Source organism: Pseudomonas sp. SED1, assembly GCF_034044025.1.
Classification (GTDB): Bacteria; Pseudomonadota; Gammaproteobacteria; order Pseudomonadales; family Pseudomonadaceae; genus Aquipseudomonas.
Genome location: NZ_JAXCIS010000060.1, coordinates 13,943 through 37,871 on the forward strand (window position 1 = coordinate 13,943; position 23,929 = coordinate 37,871).

Annotated in this window: 26 protein-coding genes and 1 tRNA gene; 20 read left to right on the forward strand and 7 right to left on the reverse strand. The window is 60.4% G+C overall.

Translation table 11 applies throughout. The features are described 5' to 3' along the window. Nucleotides 1-5: 5 nt before the first annotated feature. Nucleotides 6-905, reverse strand: a complete 900-nt coding sequence (locus SNL23_RS08820) for a TIGR01777 family oxidoreductase (RefSeq protein ID WP_318302046.1) — start codon at nucleotides 903-905, stop codon at nucleotides 6-8. A gap of 209 nt (nucleotides 906-1,114) precedes the next feature. On the opposite strand from SNL23_RS08820, the gene SNL23_RS08825 reads away from it, so the two are divergent. The 12 genes from SNL23_RS08825 (at nucleotide 1,115) to SNL23_RS08880 (ending at nucleotide 11,119) form a co-directional block, all read left to right on the forward strand. After that, nucleotides 1,115-2,101, forward strand: coding sequence for an NAD(P)/FAD-dependent oxidoreductase (locus SNL23_RS08825; protein WP_076014983.1), 987 nt, complete (start codon nucleotides 1,115-1,117; stop codon nucleotides 2,099-2,101). Further along, complete coding sequence (locus SNL23_RS08830) at nucleotides 2,098-2,313, forward strand: TIGR02450 family Trp-rich protein (RefSeq protein ID WP_003208432.1); 216 nt, start codon at nucleotides 2,098-2,100, stop codon at nucleotides 2,311-2,313. The genes SNL23_RS08825 and SNL23_RS08830 overlap by 4 nt, the downstream gene beginning before the upstream one ends. Before the next feature lie 112 nt (nucleotides 2,314-2,425). Next, nucleotides 2,426-3,397: a YbgA family protein gene (locus SNL23_RS08835; protein WP_318302048.1), complete on the forward strand. Its 972-nt coding sequence runs from the start codon at nucleotides 2,426-2,428 to the stop codon at nucleotides 3,395-3,397. Between the two features lie 3 nt (nucleotides 3,398-3,400). After that, complete coding sequence (locus SNL23_RS08840) at nucleotides 3,401-4,330, forward strand: MerR family transcriptional regulator (RefSeq protein ID WP_076014981.1); 930 nt, start codon at nucleotides 3,401-3,403, stop codon at nucleotides 4,328-4,330. Continuing rightward, on the forward strand, nucleotides 4,331-5,776 hold the full coding sequence (phrB, locus tag SNL23_RS08845; RefSeq protein ID WP_318302049.1) for a deoxyribodipyrimidine photo-lyase: 1,446 nt from the start codon (nucleotides 4,331-4,333) through the stop codon (nucleotides 5,774-5,776). Further along, nucleotides 5,769-6,191, forward strand: coding sequence for a nuclear transport factor 2 family protein (locus SNL23_RS08850; protein WP_076014979.1), 423 nt, complete (start codon nucleotides 5,769-5,771; stop codon nucleotides 6,189-6,191). The genes phrB and SNL23_RS08850 overlap by 8 nt, the downstream gene beginning before the upstream one ends. Further along, the gene (locus tag SNL23_RS08855) at nucleotides 6,188-6,970 is read left to right on the forward strand and encodes an SDR family NAD(P)-dependent oxidoreductase (RefSeq protein ID WP_076014978.1); all 783 of its coding nucleotides are present in this window, start codon (nucleotides 6,188-6,190) and stop codon (nucleotides 6,968-6,970) included. The genes SNL23_RS08850 and SNL23_RS08855 overlap by 4 nt, the downstream gene beginning before the upstream one ends. Beyond that, nucleotides 6,967-8,214, forward strand: coding sequence for an NAD(P)/FAD-dependent oxidoreductase (locus SNL23_RS08860; protein ID WP_318302050.1), 1,248 nt, complete (start codon nucleotides 6,967-6,969; stop codon nucleotides 8,212-8,214). The genes SNL23_RS08855 and SNL23_RS08860 overlap by 4 nt, the downstream gene beginning before the upstream one ends. Then, complete coding sequence (locus SNL23_RS08865) at nucleotides 8,211-9,017, forward strand: DUF1365 domain-containing protein (protein ID WP_318302051.1); 807 nt, start codon at nucleotides 8,211-8,213, stop codon at nucleotides 9,015-9,017. Before SNL23_RS08860 ends, SNL23_RS08865 begins: the two co-directional genes overlap by 4 nt. Next, complete coding sequence (locus SNL23_RS08870) at nucleotides 9,004-10,275, forward strand: cyclopropane-fatty-acyl-phospholipid synthase family protein (protein WP_318302052.1); 1,272 nt, start codon at nucleotides 9,004-9,006, stop codon at nucleotides 10,273-10,275. The genes SNL23_RS08865 and SNL23_RS08870 overlap by 14 nt, the downstream gene beginning before the upstream one ends. After that, nucleotides 10,268-10,759, forward strand: coding sequence for a DUF2878 domain-containing protein (locus SNL23_RS08875; RefSeq protein ID WP_076014974.1), 492 nt, complete (start codon nucleotides 10,268-10,270; stop codon nucleotides 10,757-10,759). Before SNL23_RS08870 ends, SNL23_RS08875 begins: the two co-directional genes overlap by 8 nt. Before the next feature lie 54 nt (nucleotides 10,760-10,813). Beyond that, complete coding sequence (locus tag SNL23_RS08880) at nucleotides 10,814-11,119, forward strand: YkgJ family cysteine cluster protein (RefSeq protein WP_063033124.1); 306 nt, start codon at nucleotides 10,814-10,816, stop codon at nucleotides 11,117-11,119. 136 nt (nucleotides 11,120-11,255) lie between these two features. Here the strand turns inward: SNL23_RS08880 and SNL23_RS08885 are convergent, their stop codons facing one another. The 6 genes from SNL23_RS08885 to hemA all read right to left on the reverse strand — a co-directional run bounded on the left by SNL23_RS08885 (nucleotide 11,256) and on the right by hemA (nucleotide 16,621). Next, the gene (locus SNL23_RS08885; RefSeq protein ID WP_076014973.1) at nucleotides 11,256-11,774 is read right to left on the reverse strand and encodes an acyloxyacyl hydrolase; all 519 of its coding nucleotides are present in this window, start codon (nucleotides 11,772-11,774) and stop codon (nucleotides 11,256-11,258) included. 111 nt (nucleotides 11,775-11,885) lie between these two features. Then, entirely contained in the window at nucleotides 11,886-12,680 is a 795-nt protein-coding gene (murI, locus tag SNL23_RS08890) for a glutamate racemase (RefSeq protein ID WP_318302053.1), read from the reverse strand. After that, on the reverse strand, nucleotides 12,673-13,428 hold the full coding sequence (locus SNL23_RS08895; protein WP_318302054.1) for a molybdopterin-synthase adenylyltransferase MoeB: 756 nt from the start codon (nucleotides 13,426-13,428) through the stop codon (nucleotides 12,673-12,675). The genes murI and SNL23_RS08895 overlap by 8 nt, the downstream gene beginning before the upstream one ends. Beyond that, complete coding sequence (prmC, locus tag SNL23_RS08900; RefSeq protein ID WP_318302055.1) at nucleotides 13,422-14,252, reverse strand: peptide chain release factor N(5)-glutamine methyltransferase; 831 nt, start codon at nucleotides 14,250-14,252, stop codon at nucleotides 13,422-13,424. The genes SNL23_RS08895 and prmC overlap by 7 nt, the downstream gene beginning before the upstream one ends. Next, on the reverse strand, nucleotides 14,253-15,335 hold the full coding sequence (gene prfA, locus SNL23_RS08905; RefSeq protein ID WP_003208405.1) for a peptide chain release factor 1: 1,083 nt from the start codon (nucleotides 15,333-15,335) through the stop codon (nucleotides 14,253-14,255). It lies immediately after the preceding gene. Next, the gene (gene hemA, locus SNL23_RS08910; protein ID WP_076014969.1) at nucleotides 15,332-16,621 is read right to left on the reverse strand and encodes a glutamyl-tRNA reductase; all 1,290 of its coding nucleotides are present in this window, start codon (nucleotides 16,619-16,621) and stop codon (nucleotides 15,332-15,334) included. Before hemA ends, prfA begins: the two co-directional genes overlap by 4 nt. 303 nt (nucleotides 16,622-16,924) lie before the next feature. Between hemA and SNL23_RS08915 the strand changes: the two genes are divergently transcribed. From SNL23_RS08915 to ychF, 8 genes are all read left to right on the forward strand, one after another. Beyond that, a complete protein-coding gene (locus SNL23_RS08915; RefSeq protein WP_076014968.1) occupies nucleotides 16,925-18,649 on the forward strand; it encodes a tetratricopeptide repeat protein in 1,725 nt (574 codons plus the stop codon). 4 nt (nucleotides 18,650-18,653) lie between these two features. Further along, a complete protein-coding gene (gene lolB / locus SNL23_RS08920) occupies nucleotides 18,654-19,271 on the forward strand; it encodes a lipoprotein insertase outer membrane protein LolB (protein ID WP_318302056.1) in 618 nt (205 codons plus the stop codon). 1 nt (nucleotide 19,272) lies between these two features. Next, nucleotides 19,273-20,124 carry a 4-(cytidine 5'-diphospho)-2-C-methyl-D-erythritol kinase gene (gene ispE, locus SNL23_RS08925; protein ID WP_076014967.1) on the forward strand — a complete coding sequence of 284 codons (852 nt, stop codon included), beginning with the start codon at nucleotides 19,273-19,275 and terminating at the stop codon, nucleotides 20,122-20,124. Between the two features lie 36 nt (nucleotides 20,125-20,160). Next, nucleotides 20,161-20,235, forward strand: a tRNA-Gln gene (locus SNL23_RS08930). Nucleotides 20,236-20,280: 45 nt separating this feature from the next. Continuing rightward, nucleotides 20,281-21,222 (forward strand): ribose-phosphate pyrophosphokinase, encoded by a 942-nt coding sequence (locus SNL23_RS08935; RefSeq protein ID WP_003208392.1) that lies wholly within the window; start codon nucleotides 20,281-20,283, stop codon nucleotides 21,220-21,222. 138 nt (nucleotides 21,223-21,360) lie between these two features. Next, nucleotides 21,361-21,960 carry a 50S ribosomal protein L25/general stress protein Ctc gene (locus SNL23_RS08940; protein ID WP_076014966.1) on the forward strand — a complete coding sequence of 200 codons (600 nt, stop codon included), beginning with the start codon at nucleotides 21,361-21,363 and terminating at the stop codon, nucleotides 21,958-21,960. Nucleotides 21,961-22,125: 165 nt separating this feature from the next. Then, a complete protein-coding gene (pth, locus tag SNL23_RS08945) occupies nucleotides 22,126-22,710 on the forward strand; it encodes an aminoacyl-tRNA hydrolase (protein WP_318302057.1) in 585 nt (194 codons plus the stop codon). 23 nt (nucleotides 22,711-22,733) lie between these two features. Beyond that, the gene (gene ychF / locus SNL23_RS08950) at nucleotides 22,734-23,834 is read left to right on the forward strand and encodes a redox-regulated ATPase YchF (RefSeq protein WP_076014965.1); all 1,101 of its coding nucleotides are present in this window, start codon (nucleotides 22,734-22,736) and stop codon (nucleotides 23,832-23,834) included. Nucleotides 23,835-23,929: the final 95 nt, after the last annotated feature.

A 23,929-nucleotide genomic window follows, 5' to 3' on the forward strand; every position in this document is an offset into this window, starting at 1 on the left:
TATCTCTAGAGGCGGCTGGACAAGTCGTCCAGGGCCGCGTGCAACTCAGTGAACTGAAAAGTGAAACCAGCGGCCAGCAGCCGCTGCGGCAACGCCCGCTGGCCACCCAGCAACAAACCGGACAGCTCACCCAGGCCAATGCGCAAGGCAAACGCCGGCATGGGCATGAACGCCGGGCGGTGCAGGACCTTGCCCAGGGTCTTGGCGAATTCGAGGTTGCGCACCGGGTGTGGCGCGCAGGCATTATAAGGACCGCGGGCATCGCTCTTGTGCAGAAGAAAATCAATCAGGGCGATTTGATCCTTTATATGGACCCACGGCATCCACTGCCGACCATTGCCGATCGGCCCGCCCAGCGCCAGTTTGAACGGCAATAACAGCCGCGACAAAAAGCCGCCCTCGGCCGCCAGCACCAGCCCGGTACGCACCAGGACTACGCGGATCCCCAAAGCCTCGGCGCGCTGGGCGGTTTCTTCCCAGGCGATAGAGAGCTGGCTGGCGAAATCGTCCTGTACCGGGCCGCTGTCTTCCGTCAGCTCACGCTCGCCGCCGTCGCCATACCAGCCAACTGCAGAACCGGAGATCAATACCGCCGGCTTTTGCTCAAGCCCATCAAACCAGGCCAGTAACGTTTCGGTGAGCCCGATGCGGCTGCTCCACAGCAGCGCCTTGCGTTTATGCGTCCAGGGCCGATCCGCAATCGGCGCGCCGGCCAGGTTGACCACCGCGTCCACCGCCTCGTTTATGTCTTGCAGGCGAGCAACGCCGCGCACTTGGGCGCCACACAACTTGGCTACTTGTTCGGGATGGCGGCTCCAGACCGTAAGGCGATGGCCCTGAGTAAGCCAGTATTGGCAAAGTTGGCGGCCGATCAAACCCGTACCGCCGGTCAGCAAAATGTGCATGAGTTGTTCCTCGTGTAACGTTCGCCGACCACCGTTAGTCTATTTTATAGACAGGGATGTTCTAATCGGGCGCAACGGTGGTTAAACCCTCAGGGTTAACCATAGGTCACGCCAAACGATCAGGTACGCCAAAACTTATACCAAAAAACAATATTGTACAGCTATTGGTGTCGGCGTAGTCTGTACCCAACGGTAAAACGAGGCCTCCCATGACTGTTCCCATCGCGATCATAGGCACCGGCATTGCCGGTCTCTCCGCCGCCCGAGCGTTAAAAGACGCGGGGCACGTTGTACAACTCTTTGATAAAAGCCGCGGCAGTGGCGGCCGCATGTCCAGCAAGCGCAGCGATGCGGGAGCACTGGACATGGGCGCGCAGTACTTCACCGCCCGCGACCGGCGCTTCGTCAACGAGGTGCAACGCTGGCAGGCCGATGGTTGTGCCGAGCAATGGAAGCCGCAGCTGTACAACTTCAAGTCCGGGCAACTGACGCCCTCCCCCGATGAACAGATCCGCTGGGTCGGCACGCCGCGCATGAGTGCAATCACCCGCGCCCTGCTGGATGACTTGCCGGTGCAGTTCGGTTGCCGCATCACCGAAGTGTTCCAGGGCAAACACCACTGGAACCTGCTGGACGCCGACGGCGAAAACCACGGCCCGTTCAGCCACGTGATTATCGCCACGCCGGCACCACAAGCCACCGCCCTGTTGGCTGCCGCCCCCAAGCTGGCGAGTGCCGCCGCCGGGGTGAAAATGGACCCGACCTGGGCCGTCGCCCTGGCCTTCGACAAACCGTTGGATACGCCCATGGAAGGCTGCTTCGTGCAGGACAGCCCGCTCGACTGGCTGGCCCGCAACCGCAGCAAACCCGGGCGCGACACCCGCCTCGACACCTGGGTACTGCACGCCACCAGCACCTGGAGCAAGCAACACCTGGACCTGTCCAAAGAAGCGGTGGTCGAGCACTTGCACGGTGCCTTCGCCGAACTTTTGCACAGCGCCATGCCTGCACCGTCCTTCACCCTCGCCCACCGCTGGCTGTATGCGCGGCCGTCCACCAGCCATGAATTTGGCGTGCTGGCCGACGCCGACCTAGGCTTGTACGTGTGCGGCGACTGGTGCCTGTCGGGTCGCGTGGAAGGCGCCTGGCTCAGCGGCCAGGAAGCGGCACGGCGGTTGATCGAGCACCTGCAATGAACCGTATCAATCCCGCCAAGTTGCTGCTGTCGAAATGGACAGCAGCCCGTCCGCAGCACAAGGAAAAACACTTCCTGGTGACCAAACTGCTGCGCGACGACGAAGGCGATGTGCAGGAAATCGAACTGGAGGCGGTGATGAGCCATCGGGTTCAGCGCCTGGCCTGGCAAACCCTGCAAAACGCCGAAGACTGGAAAATCGGTTGGAAATAGCCATCCTGCAAATACCTGTACAAATTATTTGACTTGTACAGCTTCAAACCTATGATGAGATCAAGTTGTACAGAAATTTAACTCTGTACAGGAATTTCACTGAGGTTTGGCCATGTCCAGCACCCTGCCCGCCACCGGAAAACCGAAAATCGCCATCAGCGCCTGCCTGCTGGGCGAGAACGTGCGCTTCAACGGCGGGCACAAACAATCCCAACTGTGCAGCCAGACCCTCGCCGACTATTTCGACTTCGTGCCGCTGTGCCCTGAAGTCGCCATCGGCCTGGGCATTCCCCGTGAGCCGATTCGCCTGGTGGGCGACCCGCTTAATCCGCAGGCTGTCGGCACCGTGCACCGCGAACTCAACGTGACCCAGCCACTGGATGACTACGGCCAACAAATGGCCGCTGAACACACCGATCTCTGCGGTTACATCTTCATGCAGAAATCCCCGTCCTGCGGCCTGGAGCGGGTCAAGGTCTACCAGGACAACGGCATGCCCATCGACGGTGGCGGGCGCGGCATCTACGCCCAAGCGTTTTGCGCACGCCATCCCAACCTGCCGGTGGAAGAAGACGGTCGGCTGAATGACCCGGTGCTGCGGGAAAACTTCCTGACCCGGGTGTTCGTCTACGCCACCTGGCAGCAACTGCTCGCCGGAGGCCTGACCCGTCACCGCCTGCTGGAATTTCACTCACGCTACAAATACCTGCTGATGGCCCACAGCCCGGTGCATTACAAAAGCCTGGGCAACCTGCTGGGCAGCATGCCCAAGGACGTCGACCTCGACGCCTTGGCCGCCGGCTACTTCAGCGAACTGATGAGCGCCCTGACCCAGTGCGCCACACGCGGCACCCATACCAACGTGCTGCAACACATCAGCGGCTACCTCAAGCAAGCCATCAGCGCCGAAGACAAACAGGAAATGCAGACCATCATTAGCCAATACCGCCAGGGCATCGTGCCGCTGGTGGTGCCGCTGACGCTGCTCAAGCACCACTTTCGCCAGCATCCGGACCGCTACATCGCGCAGCAGGCCTACCTGCAACCGCACCCGGAAAACCTCAGCCTGCGTAATGCGATTTAACCTATGACTTTCCCCCTGCAAGAACCTGTGGAAGACATCGCCGAGGCCCTCGAACAAGGCTGGCTGCCGATCCGCGAAGTGGCGCGGCAAACCGGTGTCAACGCTGTGACCCTGCGCGCCTGGGAGCGGCGCTACGGTTTGATCGTGCCCCAGCGCACGCCCAAGGGGCACCGCCTGTTCAGCGCCGAGCATGTACAACGCATCCACACCATCCTGACCTGGCTCAACCGCGGGGTGCCGGTCAGCCAGGTCAAGAGCCTGATCGACACCGCACCAACCGCCAGCGAACCGCCGGTGGAAAATGAATGGCACAACCGCCGCCAGCACCTGTTGCAGGCCGTCAGCGAGCTGGCCGAGCGCCGGGTGGATGACGCCTTCAACCAGGCGATGGCGCTGTACCCGCCGCGCACCCTGTGCGAGCAACTTCTGCTTCCATTGCTCAAGGAACTTGAGCTGCGCTGGCAAGGCCAATTCGGTGCGCAGATGGAGCGGGTATTTTTCTATTCCTGGCTGCGCAGCAAATTCGGCGCGCGGATGTATCACAACAACCGCCAGCTCAACGGCGCCCCGCTGCTGCTGATCAACCATTCCGACCTGCCGCTGGAGCCGCACCTGTGGCTCACCGCCTGGCTCGCCAGCAGTGCCGATTGCCCGGTGGAAGTCTTCGACTGGCCATTGCCGGCCGGCGAACTGGCCCTGGCCGTCGAACACCTGCAACCCCGCGCGGTGCTGTTGTATTCGAGCAAGGCACTCCATGTGTCGGCACTGGGCAAACTGTTGAGCGGCTTCAGTTGCCCAAAACTGATAACCGGACCAACGGTATGCATCCACCAGGCGGAGCTGTCCGTATTAACCCAAGACATTCCTGAATTGCTCCTGGCCGAAGACCCTTTGTCGGCCCATCAGGTACTGATCCAGCGTGGACTTATTTAAATGCACTTGATCTGGCTGCGCACCGACCTGCGCCTACATGACAACACCGCCCTCGCCGCCGCCGCACAGCGCGGGCCGACGGTGGCTGTCTACCTGATCAGCCCGGAGCAATGGCTGGCCCACGATGACGCGCCGTGCAAAGTCGATTTCTGGCTGCGCAACCTGAAGAGCTTGAGCGTGGCACTGGGGGAGTTGAACATCCCGCTACTGATCCGCCATGCCTCGACCTGGGATCAGGCACCGAACGTCCTGGCTGACCTGTGCCAGGAGCTGTCGATCCAGTCGGTACACGTCAATGACGAATACGGCATCCACGAAGAGCGCCGCGACGCCGCGGTGGCCAAGGCCCTCGAAGCCCGGGGCGTCACGTTTCACAATTACCTGGACCAGCTGTTTTTCCAGCCCGGCAGCGTCCTGACCAAGACCGGCACGTACTTCCAGGTGTTCAGCCAGTTCCGCAAGGTCTGCTACAACCGTCTGCACGGCGCCTTGCCGCGCCTGGTCGCCACACCCAAGGCACAGGCGGCACTCAAGCTCAAAAGCGAACCGATCCCGGATCACGTCGAGGGTTTTGCAACGCCGACCGAGGCCTTGCGCTCCCTGTGGCCGGCGGGTGAGGCCGAAGCCGGGCGCCGTCTCGATCAATTCGCCGACGCGCAAATCAGCTATTACAAGGACGAACGCGATTTCCCGGCCAAGCCCGGCACCAGCCAGCTGTCGGCCTACCTGGCCGCCGGTGTGGTTTCGCCGCGCCAGTGCCTGCATGCCGCGTTGCAAAGCAACCAGGGTGAATTCGAAAGCGGCGACATCGGCGCGATTACCTGGATCAACGAGCTGCTGTGGCGCGAGTTCTACAAACATATTCTGGTGGGTTACCCACGGGTCTCGCGCCACCGCGCGTTCCGCCCGGAAACCGAAGCCGTGGCCTGGCGCAACAGCCCGGAAGACTTGAAAGCCTGGCAGGAAGCACGCACCGGCCTGCCGATCATCGACGCGGCCATGCGCCAATTGCTCGAAACCGGCTGGATGCACAACCGCCTGCGCATGGTGGTGGCGATGTTCCTGACCAAAAACCTGTTGATCGACTGGCGCGAAGGCGAGCGATTTTTCATGCGCCACCTCATCGATGGCGACCTGGCAGCAAACAACGGTGGCTGGCAGTGGAGTTCGTCCACCGGCACCGACTCGGCGCCGTACTTCCGGATCTTCAGCCCCTTGAGCCAGTCGGAAAAATTCGACGGCGAAGGCGTGTTTATCAAGCACTGGCTGCCACAGTTGTCGGCGCTGAACAAAAAGGAAGTGCACAACCCCGATGCCGTGGGCGGCTTGTTTGGCGTGGCCGACTATCCTCGTCCTATCGTCGATCTGAAAAAGTCCCGCGAGCGCGCGCTCGCCGCCTTCCGCAGTCTGCCTTCACGCCAGGCAGTCGGGGGTGGTTATGAGTGACTTCCTGCGCCGCTTCGCCCAGGCCTTTGCCAGTGTGGACAAACACAATCTGCACCTGCTCGACAGCCTGTACAGCAAGGACATCAGCTTCACCGACCCGCTGCACGAAGTGCACGGGCTGCCGGCGCTGCAGCGTTACTTCGCCGAGCTGTACGACAACGTGACCCAGTTGCGCTTTGACTTCCATGGCTTCGATCAAGTGGCTGAAGGCGAAGGCTACCTGCGCTGGAAAATGAGCTTCTGCCACCCCCGCCTGGGCGGGGGTAAAGTGATCCGTGTCGAAGGCTGCTCGCACCTGCTATGGCGCGAGAAGGTGTACCACCACCGGGATTATTTTGATGCGGGTGCACTGTTGTATGAACACGTGCCGGTCCTCGGCGGCGTGGTCAGTTGGCTAAAAAGGAGAATGGGATGAACCTCGTGCCGCCTCGTCGTTACTGGTTGACCGGTGCCAGCAGTGGCATCGGCGCCGAACTGGCCAAAGCGCTGCTCGACAGCGGCGCCCACGTGGCTGTGAGCTCCCGCTCCAAAGAGCCGCTGGAACAGCTCGCCCAGCAATACCCCGGGCAAGTGCTGGTGGTGGCAGGCGACCTGACCAACAGCCAGACCGTACGCGAAATCGGCGAGCATATCGCCGTGGTCTGGGGCTCGCTGGACACTGTGATTCTCAACGCCGGCACCTGCGAATACGTAGACGCCAAGCAGTTTGACTCCTCGATCATCGAGCACGTGGTGCGCACCAACCTGCTGGCCAGCAGTTACTGCATCGAAGCCGCGCTGCCACTGTTGCGTGCCGGCCATACACCCCACCTGGTCGGCGTAGCCAGCGCGGTGACTTACCTGCCAATGCCCAGGGCTGAAGCCTATGGTGCCTCCAAGGCCGGCCTGCGTTATCTGTTCGAATCCCTGCGCATCGACTTGTCGCCCGAAGGCATTGACGTCACCGTGGTCAGCCCGGGCTTTGTCGACACACCGCTGACCGCCCGCAATGATTTCCCGATGCCCTTGAGCTGGCCGGCGGACAAGGCCGCACGGCATATCTTCGCCAAGCTGCAAAACCGCCCATTGGAAATTGCCTTCCCGGCCCTGTTTATTGCCGCGCTATGGCCGCTGTCGAAACTGCCAAACCGCGTCAAGCTGATCATCGGCAAACGCATGCTGCGCAGCCCGCCGCCGAGGAAGGACGACCTGTGAAGATCGCGATTATCGGCAGCGGCATAGCCGGGCTGACCAGCGCTTATCTGCTCAGTCGCCGCCACGACATCACCCTTTTCGAAGCGGGTGACCGCATCGGCGGCCACACCCACACGGTGAATGTCACGGTGGATGGCAAAAGCTACGCAGTGGATACCGGCTTCATCGTGTTCAACAACTGGACCTACCCCAACTTCATCAAGCTGCTGGGGCAGATCGGCGTGACGTTCAAGCCCACCGAGATGAGCTTTTCGGTGTGCGACCCGAACGCCGGGTTCGAGTACAACGGCAACAACCTCAACAGCCTGTTTGCCCAGCGCCGCAATATTCTGTCGCCGGGGTTCTGGGGCATGTTGCGCGACATCCTGCGCTTCAACCGCCAGGCGCCGCTGGACCTGCAAGATCAACGCATCAGCGCCGAGATGACCCTGGGCGAGTACCTGCAAGCGGGCGGCTACGGCCAGCGATTTATCCAGCACTACATCGTGCCGATGGGTTCGGCGATCTGGTCGATGTCGCTGGCTGACATGCTCGGATTTCCCCTGCAATTCTTCGTGCGGTTCTTCAAGAACCACGGTTTGTTATCGGTGAGTAACCGGCCGCAGTGGTGCGTGATCGAAGGCGGGTCCAGCCGCTATATCGAGCCGCTGACCCAGTCCTTCCGTGAAAAAATTCGCCTCAATTGCCCCGTCACCCGGGTTGAGCGCACACCGAGCGGCGTACTTATCCACAGCGCGGCGGGCAGCGAGGCGTTCGATAAAGTCGTGTTCGCCTGCCACAGCGACCAGGCCCTGGCATTGCTGGGGGATGCGAGCCTGGCCGAGCAGCAGATCCTCGGTGCCCTGCCCTACGCCGACAACGACGTAGTCCTGCACACCGACACCCGTTTGCTGCCCGAGCGCAAACTGGCCTGGGCCAGCTGGAATTACCGCCTGGACAGCAGCATGCAAAAACAGGCTGCCGTGACCTACGACATGAACATCCTGCAGGGCATCGACAGCGCCACCACCTTTTGCGTCAGCCTCAACCAGACGGCGATGATCAACCCGCTAAAAATCCTCGCCCGCTACACCTACGCCCACCCGCAATACAGCCTGGCCGCCGTGGCCGCTCAAGCGCGCTGGGAAGAATTGCACGGCGCGCAGCACACCTATTACTGCGGCGCCTACTGGGCCAACGGGTTTCACGAAGACGGTGTGGTCAGCGCGTTGCGCGTGGCCAAGGCGTTTGGGGAAGCGCTGTGAACAGCGCCCTGTATAGCGGCTGGATTGCCCATCGGCGGTTTACGCCCAAGGGCCACGCCTTCCGTTATCGGATTGGCCTGCTGTACCTGGACCTCAGTGAACAGGACGAAGTCTTCGGCTTGTCGCCATTGGCCGGCGACCGCTGGGCGCCGTTCGCGTTTCGCCAGCAGGACTACCTGCGCGAATTTACCCGTCACGGCATGAGCTTGACCGATGCCGTACGCCAAGAAGTCGGCAAGGCCCTAGGGCGCATCCCCGAGGGCGCAATCTGCCTGCTGACCCAGGCCCGCAGTTGGGGCCTGGCTTTTAATCCGGTGAGTTTCTTCTACTGCTTCGAGGCCGATGGCACCTTGGCCGCGATTCTGTGTGAAGTGACCAACACGCCGTGGCGCGAACGCTATCACTACGTGCTGCCGGCCATGGCGCTGCCTGCTGGTGAGCATCAGCACTTCGCCGTGGCCAAGGCCTTTCATGTCTCGCCGTTTTTGCCCCGGGACATGGAATACCGCATGAGCTTCAGCCCGCCCGCCGCCAGACTCGGCGTGCACATGGCCGACTGGCAGGGCGAACTGAAAGTGTTCGACGCCACCTTGAGTCTGCAACGTGAAGACTTGAACCGCGCCAGCCTGCACCGTTATTTGTGGCGCTTCCCGTGGATGACCGCCAAGACCTGCCTGGCCATTTATTGGCAGGCCCTGCGCCTTCTGCTTAAACGCACGCCGATTTTTTCCCATCACGCCGCCGAAGGCGCTTCTCGCACCGCAGTCGGGTACACCAAGGATCGCCGCCATGAAATCCCCTAGCTTATCGGTCAAATCCAATCGCTTGAACGTCAACGGCATGACCGCCGCGCTGCTGCGCAAAGCGGTGCTGCGCCAGCTCGGCCAACTGCGCCACGGCCAGTTGGTGGTGGTCGAGGACGGCGAGCGGCAAGTCTTCGGCGCACGGGAAGCGCACCTGCTGGGGGAAATCCAGATCCTCGATTCGGCGGTGTGGGGGCTGGTGGCGGCCAACGGTTCCATCGGCGCGGGCGAGGCATTTATTCATGGTTACTGGAGCAGCCCCGACCTGACCGCCGTGGTGCGGGTGATGGTCAGCAACCTCGACGTGCTGGATGCATTGGAAGGCGGCCTGGCGAAACTGGCACGGCCCTTCACCCAAGGGCTGCATTGGCTCAACCGCAACACACGCAAGGGCTCGGAGAAAAACATCGCTGCCCACTACGACCTGGGCAACGACCTGTTCGAAGAATTCCTCGACCCGACCATGATGTATTCGGCGGCGCAGTTCCTCACCGCCGACGACACCCTGGAACAGGCACAACTGAACAAGCTGGAGCGCATCTGCCAGAAGCTCGCGCTGAAACCGTCTGACCATCTGCTGGAGATCGGCACCGGCTGGGGCAGCATGGCGATCTATGCCGCGCAGCAGTATGGCTGCAAGGTCACCACCACCACCTTGTCCAAAGAGCAGTTTGCCTACACCGAAAAACGCATCGAGGCCCTGGGGTTGCAGAATCAGGTGACGTTGCTGCTGGAGGACTACCGCGACCTGACCGGCCAGTACGACAAGCTGGTGTCCATCGAGATGATCGAAGCCGTGGGCCATCGCTTCCTGCCGACCTATTTCAAACAATGCGCGCAGTTGCTCAAGAGCAACGGCCTGATGTTGCTGCAAGCCATCACCATTCGTGAACAGCGCTACGAGCAGGCCAAGAGCAGCGTGGATTTCATCCAGCGCTATATCTTCCCCGGCGGCGCCCTGCCCTGTGTGCAGAAGATGCTCGAGATCGTCAGCCGCGACACCGACATGAACCTGCTGCACATGGAAGATTTCGGCCTGCACTACGCACGAACCCTGCGCCTGTGGCATGAGAACTTTCGCCGCGCCCACAGCCGCCTGACGGAAATGGGCTACGACGAGTACTTCCTGCGGCTGTGGGAGTTTTACCTGTGCTACTGCGAGGGCGGCTTTATGGAGCGCACCATCGGCACCGCCCAGATGCTGCTGGCCAAGCCGGCGGCGTTGACCCAGCCGCTGCTCGGGCGCTTTGATGCTTAAACCACTGGCGAATGCCGTGCTGTTCCAGTGCGGCTGGTTTGCCTGTGTGCTGGGCGGCGACAGCCTGTGGCTGTTGGTGGGAGTGGCGGTGCTGGCGGTCCACCTGCTGTGGATAAGTTCGTGGTCCGAGGAAGGCCAGGTGATTCTCGCGGTCACCCTGCTGGGCACGGTGGTCGACACCGCGTTGCGCGCCTTTGGTGTGTTTCATTTCAGCCTGCCTGGGCCGCTGGCGCCTTTGTGGCTGATCCTGTTGTGGGCGCTACTGGCAACCACCCTGCGCCATTGCCTGGCCTGGAGCGCCCAACCCTGGTGGCGCGCCAGTCTGTTGGGCGCGGTGGGCGGACCGTTGTCCTATTACGCAGGCAGCCAGTTGGCCGGAGTCAGTTTCGGCTATGGCACGGTGCCGACCGTCATCGGTCTCGCGTTGCTCTGGGGCATGATCTTCCCGTTGCTGCACTGGGTCGCCAGGCAGTTGTCACACTGACGTCCGTCAGGCCTTTTACACACATGCAAGCCGCTTGCCTTACACTGCGCGCCTATGACCAACATCCCCCACACACAAATCGCCGAACCCGCCGTCACCTGCTCCACCTGCGCCGCGTGCTGCTGCCAGCTGGAAGTCATGCTGATCACCGACACCGGCGTGCCTGACCGCTTTATCGATACCGACGATTGGGGCGGCGAAGTCATGCTGCGCCTGGATGATGGTTGGTGCGCGGCGCTGGATCGCGACACGATGATGTGCACGATTTACGAGAAGCGGCCGCTGATCTGCCGGGAGTTCGAGATGGGCGCCCCGGAGTGCATCGATGAGCGCCAGGGGCTTGCGACGGTGTATCGCTGATTTTGAAACCAACGATGAGCAAATGTGGGAGCGGGCTTGCTCGCGAAAGCGGTGTGTCAGTCAACTGATTCGTGGCTGATACACCGCTTTCGCGAGCAAGCCCGCTCCCACAATGGTTTTGCGGTGTTCTGAAGAATTACAGCGGCATCGTGTAGTGCAGCGAATAGCTCTCGACACCATCGTTGTTGCTGCTGATCCCGGCATTGGAGTAATGGGTGGCCCGAATCCCCACTTCACTCCCACCGACAAAGCGCAGGCCAAAGCCCAGTCGGTCTTCAAACTGGAAAGCCTGGCCGATGTTGTTGTCTTCAACCCGCGTGCGGGAGAATACCGCCACGCCGACCCCGGCCTCTATGTATGGCTTCACCTTCTCCCCGGCAAACTCATACACAAACACCGGCGAGAACGACAGGCTGCTGACACTGGCGCGCTTGTCACCGTCCCAATAGGTATACGCGCCGCTCCAGTAACCCGTGAGACGACCAGTATTGCTCTGCAACCAGCTTTTATCCCAATCCGACGTCAGCCCCAGGCGATAGGTCATGGTCGAATCGCTGGTGCTCCCCACTCCAAATTCCAGACCCGCTGCCTGAGCGGAAAAAGAGTGCCCCAACATGGCGGCCGCAATCGCAGCCAAACAGAACAAGCGCTTCATAAGAAACATCCTTTCCGAACGAAGTTGTATGGTTTTGTACAGGCTAACTTGCTATAGAAGCTGCCGCATAGGCGGAAGTTCAGCGAAAAACAGTGCTATTTCACGTTTTTTTCACACGCCAAAACTACGCACAACGCCGGGGAATTTCCATAGGGTCGGTAGGATATTTCTGAAGTGCTCTGGATCGCCGCTGGTCCAGAACTTTGCAGGCTGCGGACTGCCTGTGGAAAGCAGCTCACGATCATTTAGCAGGCGCTGCAATTGACGCGCTACCGCAGCGCCCGTGTCGATCAGAATGATCGTCGGCGGGAGCATCCCGGCGAGCAGAGGCTTGAGGAATGGGTAGTGGGTGCAGCCGAGGATAATGGTGTCGCAACCGGCAGCGATCAACGGTTCGACATAACCCTGCAACATCACTCGCAAGGCCGGGCTGCCCAGATCGCCGGTCTCGATCAGTTCCACCAGGCCCGGGCACGGCTGGGTAATCACCCGTACATCGGTGGCGAAGCGGTCGAGCAAGGCGGCGAACTTGGCGCTTTGCAGGGTGCCGGTGGTCGCGAGCACTCCGACCACGCCGCTGCGGGTCGCGGCGGCGGCGGGTTTGACCGCCGGCTCCATACCTACCAGCGGCCATTCGGGATAGTCCTGGCGCAAGTCGGCGACCGCAGCGACAGTCGCCGTGTTGCAGGCAATCACAAAGGCTTTGGCGCCCTTCTCCCGGAAAAATTCCGCCACCCGACGCGAGCGCTCAAGGATGAAGGCCGGGGTTTTCTCGCCGTAAGGGATGTGCCCGCAATCCGCCACGTACAGCAGCGATTCATGGGGCAGCAGGCGCTGGATTTCGTCCAGCACCGACAGGCCACCGACGCCGGAGTCGAACACACCAATCGGCGCGTCCTTAACCATGGTGGCTACCGCAGACGCTGCAACCGGGATCACGCTTGACCCGCAGCTCGCGAAAACGCGTGGTCAGGGCGTCGATCAACAACAACCTTCCCACCAACGGCTCACCGAAACCAGCCAGCAACTTCAACGCTTCCAGGGCCTGCAGGCTGCCGACCAGGCCCACCAACGGGCCGATGACGCCGGCTTCGCTGCAGGTCAGTTCGGCTTCGCTGCCGTGCCCGTATAAACAGTGGTAGCAAGGGCTTTCGGCGCGGCGCGGGTCGAACACCGACAGCTGGCCTTCAAGCCGAATCGCGGCGCCGCTGACCAGAGGTTTTCCGGCGGCAACACAGGCAGCGTTGACCGCTTCGCGGGTGGAGAAGTTGTCACTGCAATCGAGCACCACGTCGACCGCCGTCACGGCAGCCGCGAGGGAATCGACATCCAGCGCGCGGCGATGAGCGACCAGCTGTATCTCAGGATTGATCGCACTCAGGCGACGAATCGCCGAATCGACCTTGCTCAGGCCGACGCTGTCGGTGTCATGGATGATCTGGCGTTGCAGGTTGGTCAGGTCGACGGTGTCGAAATCCGCCAAATGCAGCTCACCCACACCCGCCGCCGCCAGATACAGCGTCACCGGCGAACCAAGGCCACCGAGCCCGACGATCAGCGCACGGCTGTTTTTCAGACGTAACTGGCCTTCGATGTCGACATGCTGCAACAGAATCTGTCGGCTATAGCGCAACAGCTCCTGATCATTCAGCACGGTCGACGCCCCAGGGTGATGCGTTCGTGGCCACCGAGGTCGATGCGGCTGTGGACTTCTTCGAAGCCTTCCCCCAGCAGCAGGTCGCGCACGGCGGGCGCCTGGTCGTAACCGTGTTCCAGCAACAGCCAGCCCGCAGCGTCGAGGTGCGCGGGCGCCTGGGCGATGATCAGCCGCAGGTCGTCCAGGCCGTCATGGCCGGCCACCAGCGCGCTGGCCGGCTCAAAGCGCACATCACCGGCCACCAGATGCGGATCGGTGTCGGCGATATAAGGCGGGTTGCTGATGATCAGGTTGTAGGTGCGGCCTTCAAGGGCGCTGAACCAATGGCTGTTCAGCACCGTGGCGTTATTCAGGTGCAGGCGCTGGCGGTTGCGTTCGGCCAGGGCCACGGCTTCCAGCACGCGGTCGACAGCCGTGACTTTCCAGGCCGGGCGTTCGCTGGCCAGGGCCAGGGCAATCGCGCCGCTGCCGGTGCCGAGGTCGAGGACTTCGGCCGGTGTGGCAGGCAGCAATTCCAGGGCGGCTTCCACCAGCATCTCGGTTTCCGGACGCGGGATCAATGTGTGCGGCGCCACTTCCAGGTCCAGCTTCCAGAAGCCTTGCTGGCCGAGGATGTAGGCCACAGGCTCGCCGGTACGGCGGCGTTGCAGGTAGGCGGCAAAGGTCAGTGCATCTTCGCTGCTGACGATTTTTTCCGGCCAGGTATGCAGGTAGCTGCGGGACTTGCCCAAGGCTGCGGCCAGCAACAATTCCACGTCCAGGCGCGCTGTGGGTGAGTCTGGCAGGTCGGCGGCGCGTATCAGGCTGGCGATAATGGTCATTTATTCACCTATCGCCGCGAGCTGGTCGGCCTGGTATTCGGCCAACAACGGCTCGATCACCGCGTCAACGCCACCGGCGAGGATTTCGTCCAGGGAGTACAGCGTCAGGTTGACGCGGTGGTCGGTGACCCGACCCTGGGCAAAGTTGTAGGTACGGATACGCTCGGACCGGTCGCCCGAACCGACGAGCAATTTACGCTCGCTGGCAATCGCGTTGGCGGCGGCGCTGGTTTGCTGGTCATTCAGCTTGGCCGACAGCCAGGACATGGCCCGCGCACGGTTCTTGTGCTGGGAACGTTCTTCCTGGCATTCCACCACGATGCCCGAAGGCAAGTGAGTGATGCGGATCGCGGAGTCGGTCTTGTTGACGTGCTGGCCACCGGCGCCCGATGAGCGGTAGGTGTCGACCCGCAGGTCTGCCGGGTTGATCTCGATGGCTTCCTGTTCGTCCGGCTCGGGCAATACGGCCACGGTGCAGGCGGAAGTGTGGATGCGACCCTGGGATTCCGTCGCCGGAACCCGCTGCACGCGGTGCACGCCAGACTCGAACTTCAGCTTGCCGTAGACATTCTCGCCTTCAACCCGGGCGATGACTTCTTTATAGCCGCCATGTTCGCCCTCGTTCTCGGACAGGATCTCGACCCGCCAGCCGCGACGCTCGGCATACCGCGAGTACATACGGAACAAGTCGCCGGAAAAAATCGCCGCCTCGTCGCCACCGGTGCCTGCGCGGATTTCGAGGAACACGTTGCGCCCGTCATTCGGGTCCTTGGGCAGCAGCATGCGTTGCAGGTCGCCTTCCAGTTCGATCAGCTTGTCTTTGGCCTCTCGCACTTCTTCAACGGCCATTTCACGCATGTCCGGGTCGCTATCCTTGAGCAGCGCCTGGGCGCCTTCGAGGTCAGCCTGAACCTTGAGCAACTGTTTATAGGTGCCCACGATCGGTTCAACTTCCGCGTATTCCTTGGAATAAGTGCGGAACTTGGTTTGATCGGAGATGACCTCGCCATCGCCGAGCAAGGCGGTCAGTTCTTCGAAACGGTCCTGAAGGACGTCCAGTTTATTGAGCAGTGACGCTTTCATTGCGGTTTTTTATCCGAAGAGCTTTCTGTCGCGCCCTCACCGAGGGCAAAGAGTTCCTGGGCCATGGCCAGCGCATCAAGGCGGCCTTCGGCGGTAAGCTTTTTCAACTGAACACTGGGGGCGTGCAGCAATTTGTTGGTCAGGCCGCGCGCCAGTTGCATCAGCACGTCTTCGGCGCTGCTGCCATTGGCGAGCATACGCTGGGCCTTGATCAATTCCTCGTCCCGCAGGCGTTCGCCTTGCTGACGGTAGGCCTTGAGCACATCCACCGCTGCCAGTTCACGCAGGCGCACCATGAAATCGTCGGCACCGGTGCTGACCATTTCCTCGGCGGCCTGGGCTGCGCCCTGACGACTCTTGAGGTTTTCGGCGACCACTTCGTGCAGGTCGTCGACGCTGTAGAGATAAACGTCGTCCAACTCGCCGACTTCAGGCTCGATATCCCGGGGAACGGCGATATCCACCATGAAGATCGGCTTGTGCTTGCGCAGTTTCAGGGCACTTTCCACCGCACCCTTGCCGAGGATCGGCAACTGGCTGGCGGTGGAACTGATGACGATGTCGCTGCGCACCAGCTCGGCCGGGATGTCCGAGAGCAACACCGCATGGGCACCGAACTGTTCGGCGAGGATACTGGCGCGCTCCAGGGTGCGGTTGGCGACGACAATGCGCTTCACCCCCAGCTCATGCAGATGGCGGGCGACCAGGGTGATGGTCTCGCCGGCGCCGATCAGCAGGGCCTGGCTGCGTTGCAAGTCACTGAAAATCTGTTTGGCCAGGCTGACGGCGGCAAACGCCACGGACACCGGGTTTTCACCGATGGCCGTGTCGGTACGCACCTGCTTGGCGGAATTGAAGGTAGCCTGGAACAAGCGCCCCAGCAGCGGGCCGATAGTGCCGGCCTCGCGGGCCACGGCGTAGGCCGATTTCATCTGGCCGAGAATCTGCGGTTCGCCCAACACCAGCGAATCGAGCCCGGAGGCGACGCGCATCATGTGACGAACTGCCGCATCCTCTTCGTGCACATAGGCGCTTTGGCGCAGCTCATCGAGGCTCAAATGGTGGTAATCGGCAAGCCAGCGCAGCACCACATCCGCTGAAAGATGTTCCTGCTCTATATAGAGCTCGCTGCGATTGCAGGTCGAAAGGATCGCAGCTTCGCGACTGTCGGTGAGCCGGCAGAGCTGCTGCAAGGCCTCAACCAACTGCTCGGGAGTAAAAGCCACGCGCTCGCGGACGTCTACAGAAGCAGTCTTGTGGTTAATACCGAGTGCAAGGAAGGCCATTCAATATCGCTGATGATGTCGGGAAGCCGACAATTGTCCTACTTCGAATGATTCAGAACAACCACCGTAGGCTATTGTCCTAATGCCTTGTGTCTATAAAGGCATCCTGTAGGAGCGAGCTTGCTCGCGAAAAACGCTCACACAACGCGTCAATCCAGAATGAACGCGTTATCGTTGACGATCTTCGCGAGCAAGCTCGCTCCTACAGGGAAAGCAATAAGCGTATTACGGGCGCCCCGGTTATGTTTGGCCGAAGGCTTGTGTCATGATGATCCGACCGCAGGTTAGTCGTCCTCTTCCTATATGAATAGATCTTCCGCGTTGCTCCTTGCTTTTGTCTTCCTCAGCGGCTGCCAGGCCATGGCACCCGTGTCGCCGGACGGTACGCCGCCGGTAGAAGACAGCACCCCCGCCCCTGAAAAGCCCAAGGTTTATTCCTCGTTCAGTGAAGAGACGGTCTTCAGTCTGCTGAGCGCGGAGCTGGCCGGCCAGCGCAATCGTTTCGACATTGCACTGGACAACTACGTGACCCAGGCCATCAACACTCAGGATCCGGGGATTTCCGAGCGCGCATTTCGTATCGCCGAGTACCTGGGCGCCGATCAGGCCGCCTTGGACACCTCGCTGATCTGGGCGAAAAACGCGCCGGACGATCTCGAAGCGCAACGGGCAGCCGCCATTCAACTGGCCCGCGCCGGGCGCTATGACGACTCCATGGTGTATATGGAGAAAGTCCTGCAGGGCAAGGGCGACACGCATTTCGATTTCCTCGCGCTGTCGGCCGCCGACACCGATCAGGACACCCGCAACGGCCTGATGAAGAGTTTCGACCGCCTGCTGCAGAAACACCCGAACAACAGCCAGCTGATTTTCGGCAAGGCGCTGTTGCTGCAACAGGATGACGAGCCCGAGGCCGCGTTGAAGCTGCTGGAGCAGCATCCACCGGAAGACGGCGAGATAGCGCCGATCCTGTTGCGTGCCCGCCTGCTGCAAAACCTCAACCGCGGCAAGGAAGCGATTCCGCTGCTGGAAAAAAGCATCAAGAAGTACCCGGGCGACAAACGCCTGTTGCTGACCTATGCACGCATGCTGGTTGAACAGGACCGCATGGAAGACGCCAAAGTGCAGTTCGCCAATCTCGTCCAGCAATACCCGGACGATGATGAATTGCGTTACTCCCTGGCGCTGGTGTGCCTGGAAGCCAAGGCGTGGGATGAGGCCAAGGGTTACCTGGAAGACTTGATCGCCCGCGAGAGCCACGTCGATTCGGCGCACCTGAACCTTGGCCGCATCGCTGAAGAGCGTAACGACCCGCAGGCCGCACTGCTTGAGTACGCCCAGGTTGGCCCCGGCAATGATTACCTGCCGGCGCAACTGCGCCAGGCCGATATCCTGATGAACAACGGCCGCACCGACGAGGCGGAAAAACGCCTGGCTGCCGCACGGGATGCCGAGCCGGACTACGCGATTCAGTTGTACCTGATCCAGGCCGAGACTTTGTCGGCCAACAAGCAAGGCGATCGCGCCTGGAAAATCCTCCAGCAAGCCTTGCTGCAATACCCGGACGACCTGAACCTGCTGTACACCCGCGCCATGCAGGCGGAAAAACGCAATGACCTGGCGCAGATGGAAAAAGACCTGCGCCTGATCATCAAGCGCGACCCGGACAACGCCATGGCACTGAACGCCCTGGGCTACACCTTGTCCGACCGTACAACGCGCTACGCCGAAGCCAAGGAGCTGATTGAAAAGGCTCACCAGCTGAACCCGGAAGACCCGGCCGTACTCGATAGCCTCGGCTGGGTAAATTACCGCCTGGGCAACCTGGACGAAGCCGAACGCTTGCTGCGCCAGGCGCTGGAGCGCTTCCCCGACCAGGAAGTGGCCGCACACCTGGGCGAAGTGCTCTGGGCCAATGGCAAACAGCGCGAAGCGCGACAAATCTGGGAGAAGTTCCTCAAGGAACAACCCGAAAGCCCAATCCTGCGCAGCACCATCAAGCGCCTGACCGGATCCGAGACCCTTTAATTTTATGTTTTTGCGCCACGTCATCGTTTTCAGCTTTATCGCCCTGCTCGCCGGCTGTTCAGGCCTTGGCACCCGTGAATCTGTCGAAGGCCCGGGCAACCCGGCGCAATGGCAGCAGCACAAGGATCAACTGAGCAGCCTTGATGGCTGGCAGATCGAGGGCAAGGTCGGCATTCGCGCCCCGAAAGATTCGGGCAGCGGCACCCTGTTCTGGTTGCAACGCCAGGACTATTACGACATTCGCCTGTCCGGCCCGCTGGGCCGCGGTGCAGCACGCCTGACCGGCCGACCGGGGCAAGTCAGCCTGGAAGTGGCCAATCAGGGCCGCTTTGAGGCGCCGACACCGGAAGCCGTGCTGGAAGAACAGATGGGCTGGAAACTCCCCGTATCGCACCTGGTGTGGTGGGTGCGCGGTCTTCCCGCGCCAGACAGCAAGAGCCGCCTGAGCCTCAATGGCGACAGCCGCCTGGCTTCGCTGGAGCAGGATGGCTGGCAGGTCGAGTACCTGAGCTATGTGCAACAGAACGGTTACTGGCTGCCCGAGCGCATCAAGCTGCACGGCACCGACCTTGACGTCACGCTGGTGATCAAGGACTGGCAACCTCGCAAACTGGGGCAGTGACATGACCGCGCAACGTCTGACCCTGCCCTCCCCGGCCAAACTGAATTTGATGCTGCACATTCTCGGTCGCCGTGAAGACGGCTATCACGAGCTGCAGACTATTTTTCAATTTCTCGACTACGGCGATGAGCTGACTTTCGCCGTTCGTGATGACGGCGTGATTCAACTGCACACCGAATTCGAAGGCGTGCCTCACGACAGCAACCTGATTGTGAAGGCCGCAAAAAAACTTCAGGAACAATCCGGTTGCCCATTGGGCATCGACATCTGGATCGAAAAAATCCTGCCCATGGGTGGCGGCATCGGTGGCGGCAGCTCGAATGCCGCGACAACGTTGCTCGGCCTGAATCACTTGTGGCAGCTGGGCTGGGACCACGATCGCCTGGCGGCGCTGGGCCTGACACTGGGCGCGGACGTCCCGGTTTTCGTGCGTGGGCACGCCGCTTTTGCCGAAGGCGTGGGGGAGAAACTCACCCCTGTAGACCCCGAAGAGCCGTGGTATGTGGTGCTTGTTCCGCAAGTATCTGTAAGTACAGCAGAAATTTTTTCAGATCCACTGTTGACACGTAACTCTCCTCCCATTAAAGTGCGCCCCGTTCCCAAGGGAAACAGTCGAAATGACTGCTTACCGGTTGTAGCAAGGCGTTATCCAGATGTACGTAACGCTTTGAATTTGCTAGGTAATTTTACCGAAGCAAAATTAACCGGAACTGGAAGTTGTGTGTTTGGGGGCTTCCCAAGCAAAGCTGAAGCTGATAAAGTCTCGGCCCTTCTTACAGAGACCCTTACAGGGTTTGTAGCAAAGGGAAGCAACGTTTCGATGTTGCATCGCAAGCTGCAAAGTCTGCTCTAAAGGAACCGAGTACTGGGTACTCGTTGCAACAGATACAGGGGCGTCGCCAAGCGGTAAGGCAGCAGGTTTTGATCCTGCCATGCGTTGGTTCGAATCCAGCCGCCCCTGCCATTTTCTATACTCATCCAGGTTACCCTCAGCCTCTAGGTACTGCGCGTGTCCAAGATGATGGTCTTTACGGGGAATGCCAACCCCGATCTGGCTCGGCGTGTTGTACGTCAGCTGCATATCCCTCTCGGTGACATCTCTGTCGGTAAATTCTCCGACGGCGAAATTACAGCCGAGATCAATGAAAACGTTCGCGGTAAAGACGTCTTCATTATTCAGCCGACTTGCGCTCCGACCAACGATAACCTGATGGAACTCGTCGTGATGGCTGATGCCTTCCGCCGCTCCTCAGCGACTCGAATCACAGCTGTAATCCCTTACTTTGGTTATGCCCGTCAGGATCGCCGTCCGCGTTCCGCACGTGTGGCTATCAGCGCGAAAGTCGTTGCTGACATGCTGACCGTGGTAGGCATCGACCGTGTTCTCACGGTTGACCTGCACGCTGACCAAATCCAGGGGTTCTTCGATATTCCAGTAGATAACATCTACGGCTCCCCCGTCCTGGTGGATGACATCGAAGACCAGCGCTTTGAAAACCTGATGATCGTGTCCCCGGACATTGGTGGCGTCGTGCGTGCACGGGCTGTTGCCAAATCCCTGGGCGTGGATCTCGGGATCATCGACAAACGCCGTGAGAAAGCCAATCACTCTGAAGTGATGCATATCATCGGTGATGTCGAAGGGCGTACCTGTATTCTGGTTGATGACATGGTCGACACCGCCGGCACCCTGTGCCACGCGGCGAAAGCCTTGAAAGAGCACGGTGCAGCAAAAGTCTTCGCCTACTGCACACACCCTGTGCTGTCGGGCCGAGCGATCGAGAACATCGAGAACTCAATGCTGGACGAACTGGTGGTGACTAACACCATCCCGTTGTCCGCTGCCGCTCAAGCCTGTTCGCGTATCCGTCAACTGGATATCGCACCGGTAGTTGCCGAAGCGGTTCGCCGCATCAGCAACGAAGAATCGATCAGCGCGATGTTCCGTTAAGGGTAAAACCTTAGCGACATCAACCTGACGAAAAGCGCCCCGCCCCAGCATTCTGTTGGGGCGGGGCTTTTTTGCCCATATCGCCTTTAGCGCTGGTCGCAAACGCTAGGGCGAATGTGGTTATTTTGGAGATACAACATGAACGATTTTACTTTGAATGCTGAACTGCGTTCCGACCTGGGGAAAGGTGCGAGCCGCCGCCTGCGTCGTCTCGCAAGCCTGGTTCCAGCTGTAGTTTACGGTGGCGAAAAAGCCCCTGAATCCATCAGCATGCTGGCTAAAGAAGTCGCCAAACTGCTCGAAAACGACGCGGCTTACAGCCACATCATCGAGCTGAACGTTGGCGGCACCAAGCAGAACGTCATCATCAAGGCACTGCAACGCCACCCAGCTAAAGGCCACGTGCTGCACGCTGACTTCGTACGCGTAGTAGCTGGTCAGAAACTGACCGCTATCGTGCCTGTGCACTTCGTTGGTGAAGAGGCTCCGGTCAAGAAAGGCGGCGAAGTTTCGCACCTTATCGCCGACATCGAAGTGACCTGCCTGCCGAAAGATCTGCCTGAGTTCATCGAAGTCGACTTGTCGGCTCTGGAAATCGGCGCGATCGTTCACCTGTCCGACCTCAAGGCTCCTAAAGGCGTTGAGTTCGTTGCACTGGCTCACGGTGACGACAAAGCTGTTGCAAACGTACACGCTCCACGCGTTGCACCAGAAGCTGAAGAAGGCGCTGCAGAGTAATTCACTCTGTAATGCCGGAGCTTGAGGAAACATCGCGGACCGGAACGTAGCGAGAAAGCGGGCGAGAATGCGAAGTTGGCCTCTAACGGTTACTAAGCTTTTGTCGTCCACTTTCGCCGCACCAACGGCGATGTTATCCACAACTCCAAAGGAAGGGCCCCTGTCGTGACTGCCATTAAACTGATCGTTGGCCTGGGAAATCCAGGCGCCGAATACGAACAGACCCGGCATAACGCGGGGGCCCTTTTTGTTGAGCGCATCGCCCACGCACAAGGTGTAAACCTTACGGCCGATCGCAAATATTTTGGCCTGACCGGACGCTTTTCGCATAAGGGTCAGGATGTTCGTCTGTTGATTCCCACCACCTACATGAACCGCAGCGGCCAGGCTGTCGCGGCGCTTGCGGGCTTCTTCCGGATCAAACCCGAAGAAATCCTGGTGGCCCATGACGAACTTGACCTGCCACCCGGCGTTGCCAAGCTCAAGCAAGGCGGCGGCCATGGCGGGCATAATGGCCTGCGGGACATCATCGCGCAGTTGGGCAATCAGAATACGTTTTACCGCTTGCGGCTTGGCATTGGCCACCCGGGCGTTGCCAGTATGGTTTCAAATTTCGTCCTGGGTCGTGCGCCACGCGCCGAACAGGAAAAACTCGATGCCAGCATCGATTTTGCCCTCGGCGTGCTGCCGGATATCTTCGCCGGTGAATGGAACCGTGCGATGAAAAACCTGCACAGCCAGAAGGCCTGACTCTTTACCCGAGGGGAAACACCATGGGATTCAATTGCGGCATCGTCGGCCTACCTAACGTCGGCAAGTCCACCCTGTTCAACGCCCTGACCAAATCCGGTATTGCGGCGGAGAACTTCCCCTTCTGCACCATCGAGCCGAACACCGGTATCGTGCCGATGCCCGATACACGCCTGGACGCTCTGGCGGCCATCGTGAATCCAAAGCGCATCCTGCCGACCACCATGGAGTTCGTCGACATCGCAGGCCTGGTAGCCGGCGCGTCGAAAGGTGAAGGCCTGGGCAACAAGTTCCTCGCCAACATCCGTGAGACCGATGCCATCGCGCACGTGGTCCGCTGCTTTGAAGACGAGAACGTGATTCACGTCTCCAACAGCGTCGACCCGAAACGCGACATCGAGATCATCGACCTGGAACTGATCTTCGCCGACCTCGACAGCTGCGAAAAGCAACTGCAAAAGGTCACGCGCAACGCCAAGGGCGGCGACAAGGACGCAGTGGTCCAGAAAGCCTTGCTGGAGCAGCTGATTGCCCACTTCACCCTGGGCAAGCCGGCACGCAGCCTGATGAAGAGCATGAGCACCGACGAAAAGGCCGTGATCAAGGGCTTCCACCTGCTGACCACCAAGCCTGTGATGTACATCGCCAACGTCGCTGAAGACGGTTTCGAGAACAATCCGCTGCTCGACGTGGTCCTGGCCATTGCCGAAGAAGAAGGCGCGATCGTTGTTCCGGTCTGCAACAAGATCGAAGCGGAAATCGCCGAGCTGGAAGACGGCGAAGAGAAAGACATGTTCCTCGAGGCCCTGGGCCTGGAAGAGCCTGGCCTGAATCGCGTGATCCGCGCCGGCTACGAAATGCTGCACCTGCAGACCTACTTCACCGCCGGTGTTGAAGAAGTCCGCGCCTGGACCGTCAAGGTCGGTGCCACTGCCCCGCAAGCGGCTGGCGTGATCCACACCGACTTCGAAAAAGGCTTCATCCGTGCCGAAGTCATCGCCTACAACGACTTCATCCAGTTCAAGGGTGAAGCCGGTGCCAAGGAAGCCGGTAAATGGCGCCTGGAAGGCAAGGAATACATCGTCAAGGATGGCGACGTGATGCACTTCCGCTTCAACGTGTAAGCGACACCTGCGGCCTATGCCGCAAAACAAAAAGCCGATGCACTGCATCGGCTTTTTTGTGGACAAACGCTTTTGAATAGATAAAAGGCGCGGCG

Coding starts and splice junctions, on each gene's coding strand:
- SNL23_RS08820 (WP_318302046.1), bottom strand. CDS start 905: ATGCACATTTTGCTGACCGGCGGTACGGGTTTGATCGGCCGCCAACTT.
- SNL23_RS08825 (WP_076014983.1), top strand. CDS start 1,115: ATGACTGTTCCCATCGCGATCATAGGCACCGGCATTGCCGGTCTCTCC.
- SNL23_RS08830 (WP_003208432.1), top strand. CDS start 2,098: ATGAACCGTATCAATCCCGCCAAGTTGCTGCTGTCGAAATGGACAGCA.
- SNL23_RS08835 (WP_318302048.1), top strand. CDS start 2,426: ATGTCCAGCACCCTGCCCGCCACCGGAAAACCGAAAATCGCCATCAGC.
- SNL23_RS08840 (WP_076014981.1), top strand. CDS start 3,401: ATGACTTTCCCCCTGCAAGAACCTGTGGAAGACATCGCCGAGGCCCTC.
- phrB (WP_318302049.1), top strand. CDS start 4,331: ATGCACTTGATCTGGCTGCGCACCGACCTGCGCCTACATGACAACACC.
- SNL23_RS08850 (WP_076014979.1), top strand. CDS start 5,769: ATGAGTGACTTCCTGCGCCGCTTCGCCCAGGCCTTTGCCAGTGTGGAC.
- SNL23_RS08855 (WP_076014978.1), top strand. CDS start 6,188: ATGAACCTCGTGCCGCCTCGTCGTTACTGGTTGACCGGTGCCAGCAGT.
- SNL23_RS08870 (WP_318302052.1), top strand. CDS start 9,004: ATGAAATCCCCTAGCTTATCGGTCAAATCCAATCGCTTGAACGTCAAC.
- SNL23_RS08875 (WP_076014974.1), top strand. CDS start 10,268: ATGCTTAAACCACTGGCGAATGCCGTGCTGTTCCAGTGCGGCTGGTTT.
- SNL23_RS08880 (WP_063033124.1), top strand. CDS start 10,814: ATGACCAACATCCCCCACACACAAATCGCCGAACCCGCCGTCACCTGC.
- SNL23_RS08885 (WP_076014973.1), bottom strand. CDS start 11,774: ATGAAGCGCTTGTTCTGTTTGGCTGCGATTGCGGCCGCCATGTTGGGG.
- murI (WP_318302053.1), bottom strand. CDS start 12,680: ATGGTTAAGGACGCGCCGATTGGTGTGTTCGACTCCGGCGTCGGTGGC.
- prmC (WP_318302055.1), bottom strand. CDS start 14,252: ATGACCATTATCGCCAGCCTGATACGCGCCGCCGACCTGCCAGACTCA.
- prfA (WP_003208405.1), bottom strand. CDS start 15,335: ATGAAAGCGTCACTGCTCAATAAACTGGACGTCCTTCAGGACCGTTTC.
- hemA (WP_076014969.1), bottom strand. CDS start 16,621: ATGGCCTTCCTTGCACTCGGTATTAACCACAAGACTGCTTCTGTAGAC.
- SNL23_RS08915 (WP_076014968.1), top strand. CDS start 16,925: ATGAATAGATCTTCCGCGTTGCTCCTTGCTTTTGTCTTCCTCAGCGGC.
- lolB (WP_318302056.1), top strand. CDS start 18,654: ATGTTTTTGCGCCACGTCATCGTTTTCAGCTTTATCGCCCTGCTCGCC.
- ispE (WP_076014967.1), top strand. CDS start 19,273: ATGACCGCGCAACGTCTGACCCTGCCCTCCCCGGCCAAACTGAATTTG.
- SNL23_RS08940 (WP_076014966.1), top strand. CDS start 21,361: ATGAACGATTTTACTTTGAATGCTGAACTGCGTTCCGACCTGGGGAAA.
- ychF (WP_076014965.1), top strand. CDS start 22,734: ATGGGATTCAATTGCGGCATCGTCGGCCTACCTAACGTCGGCAAGTCC.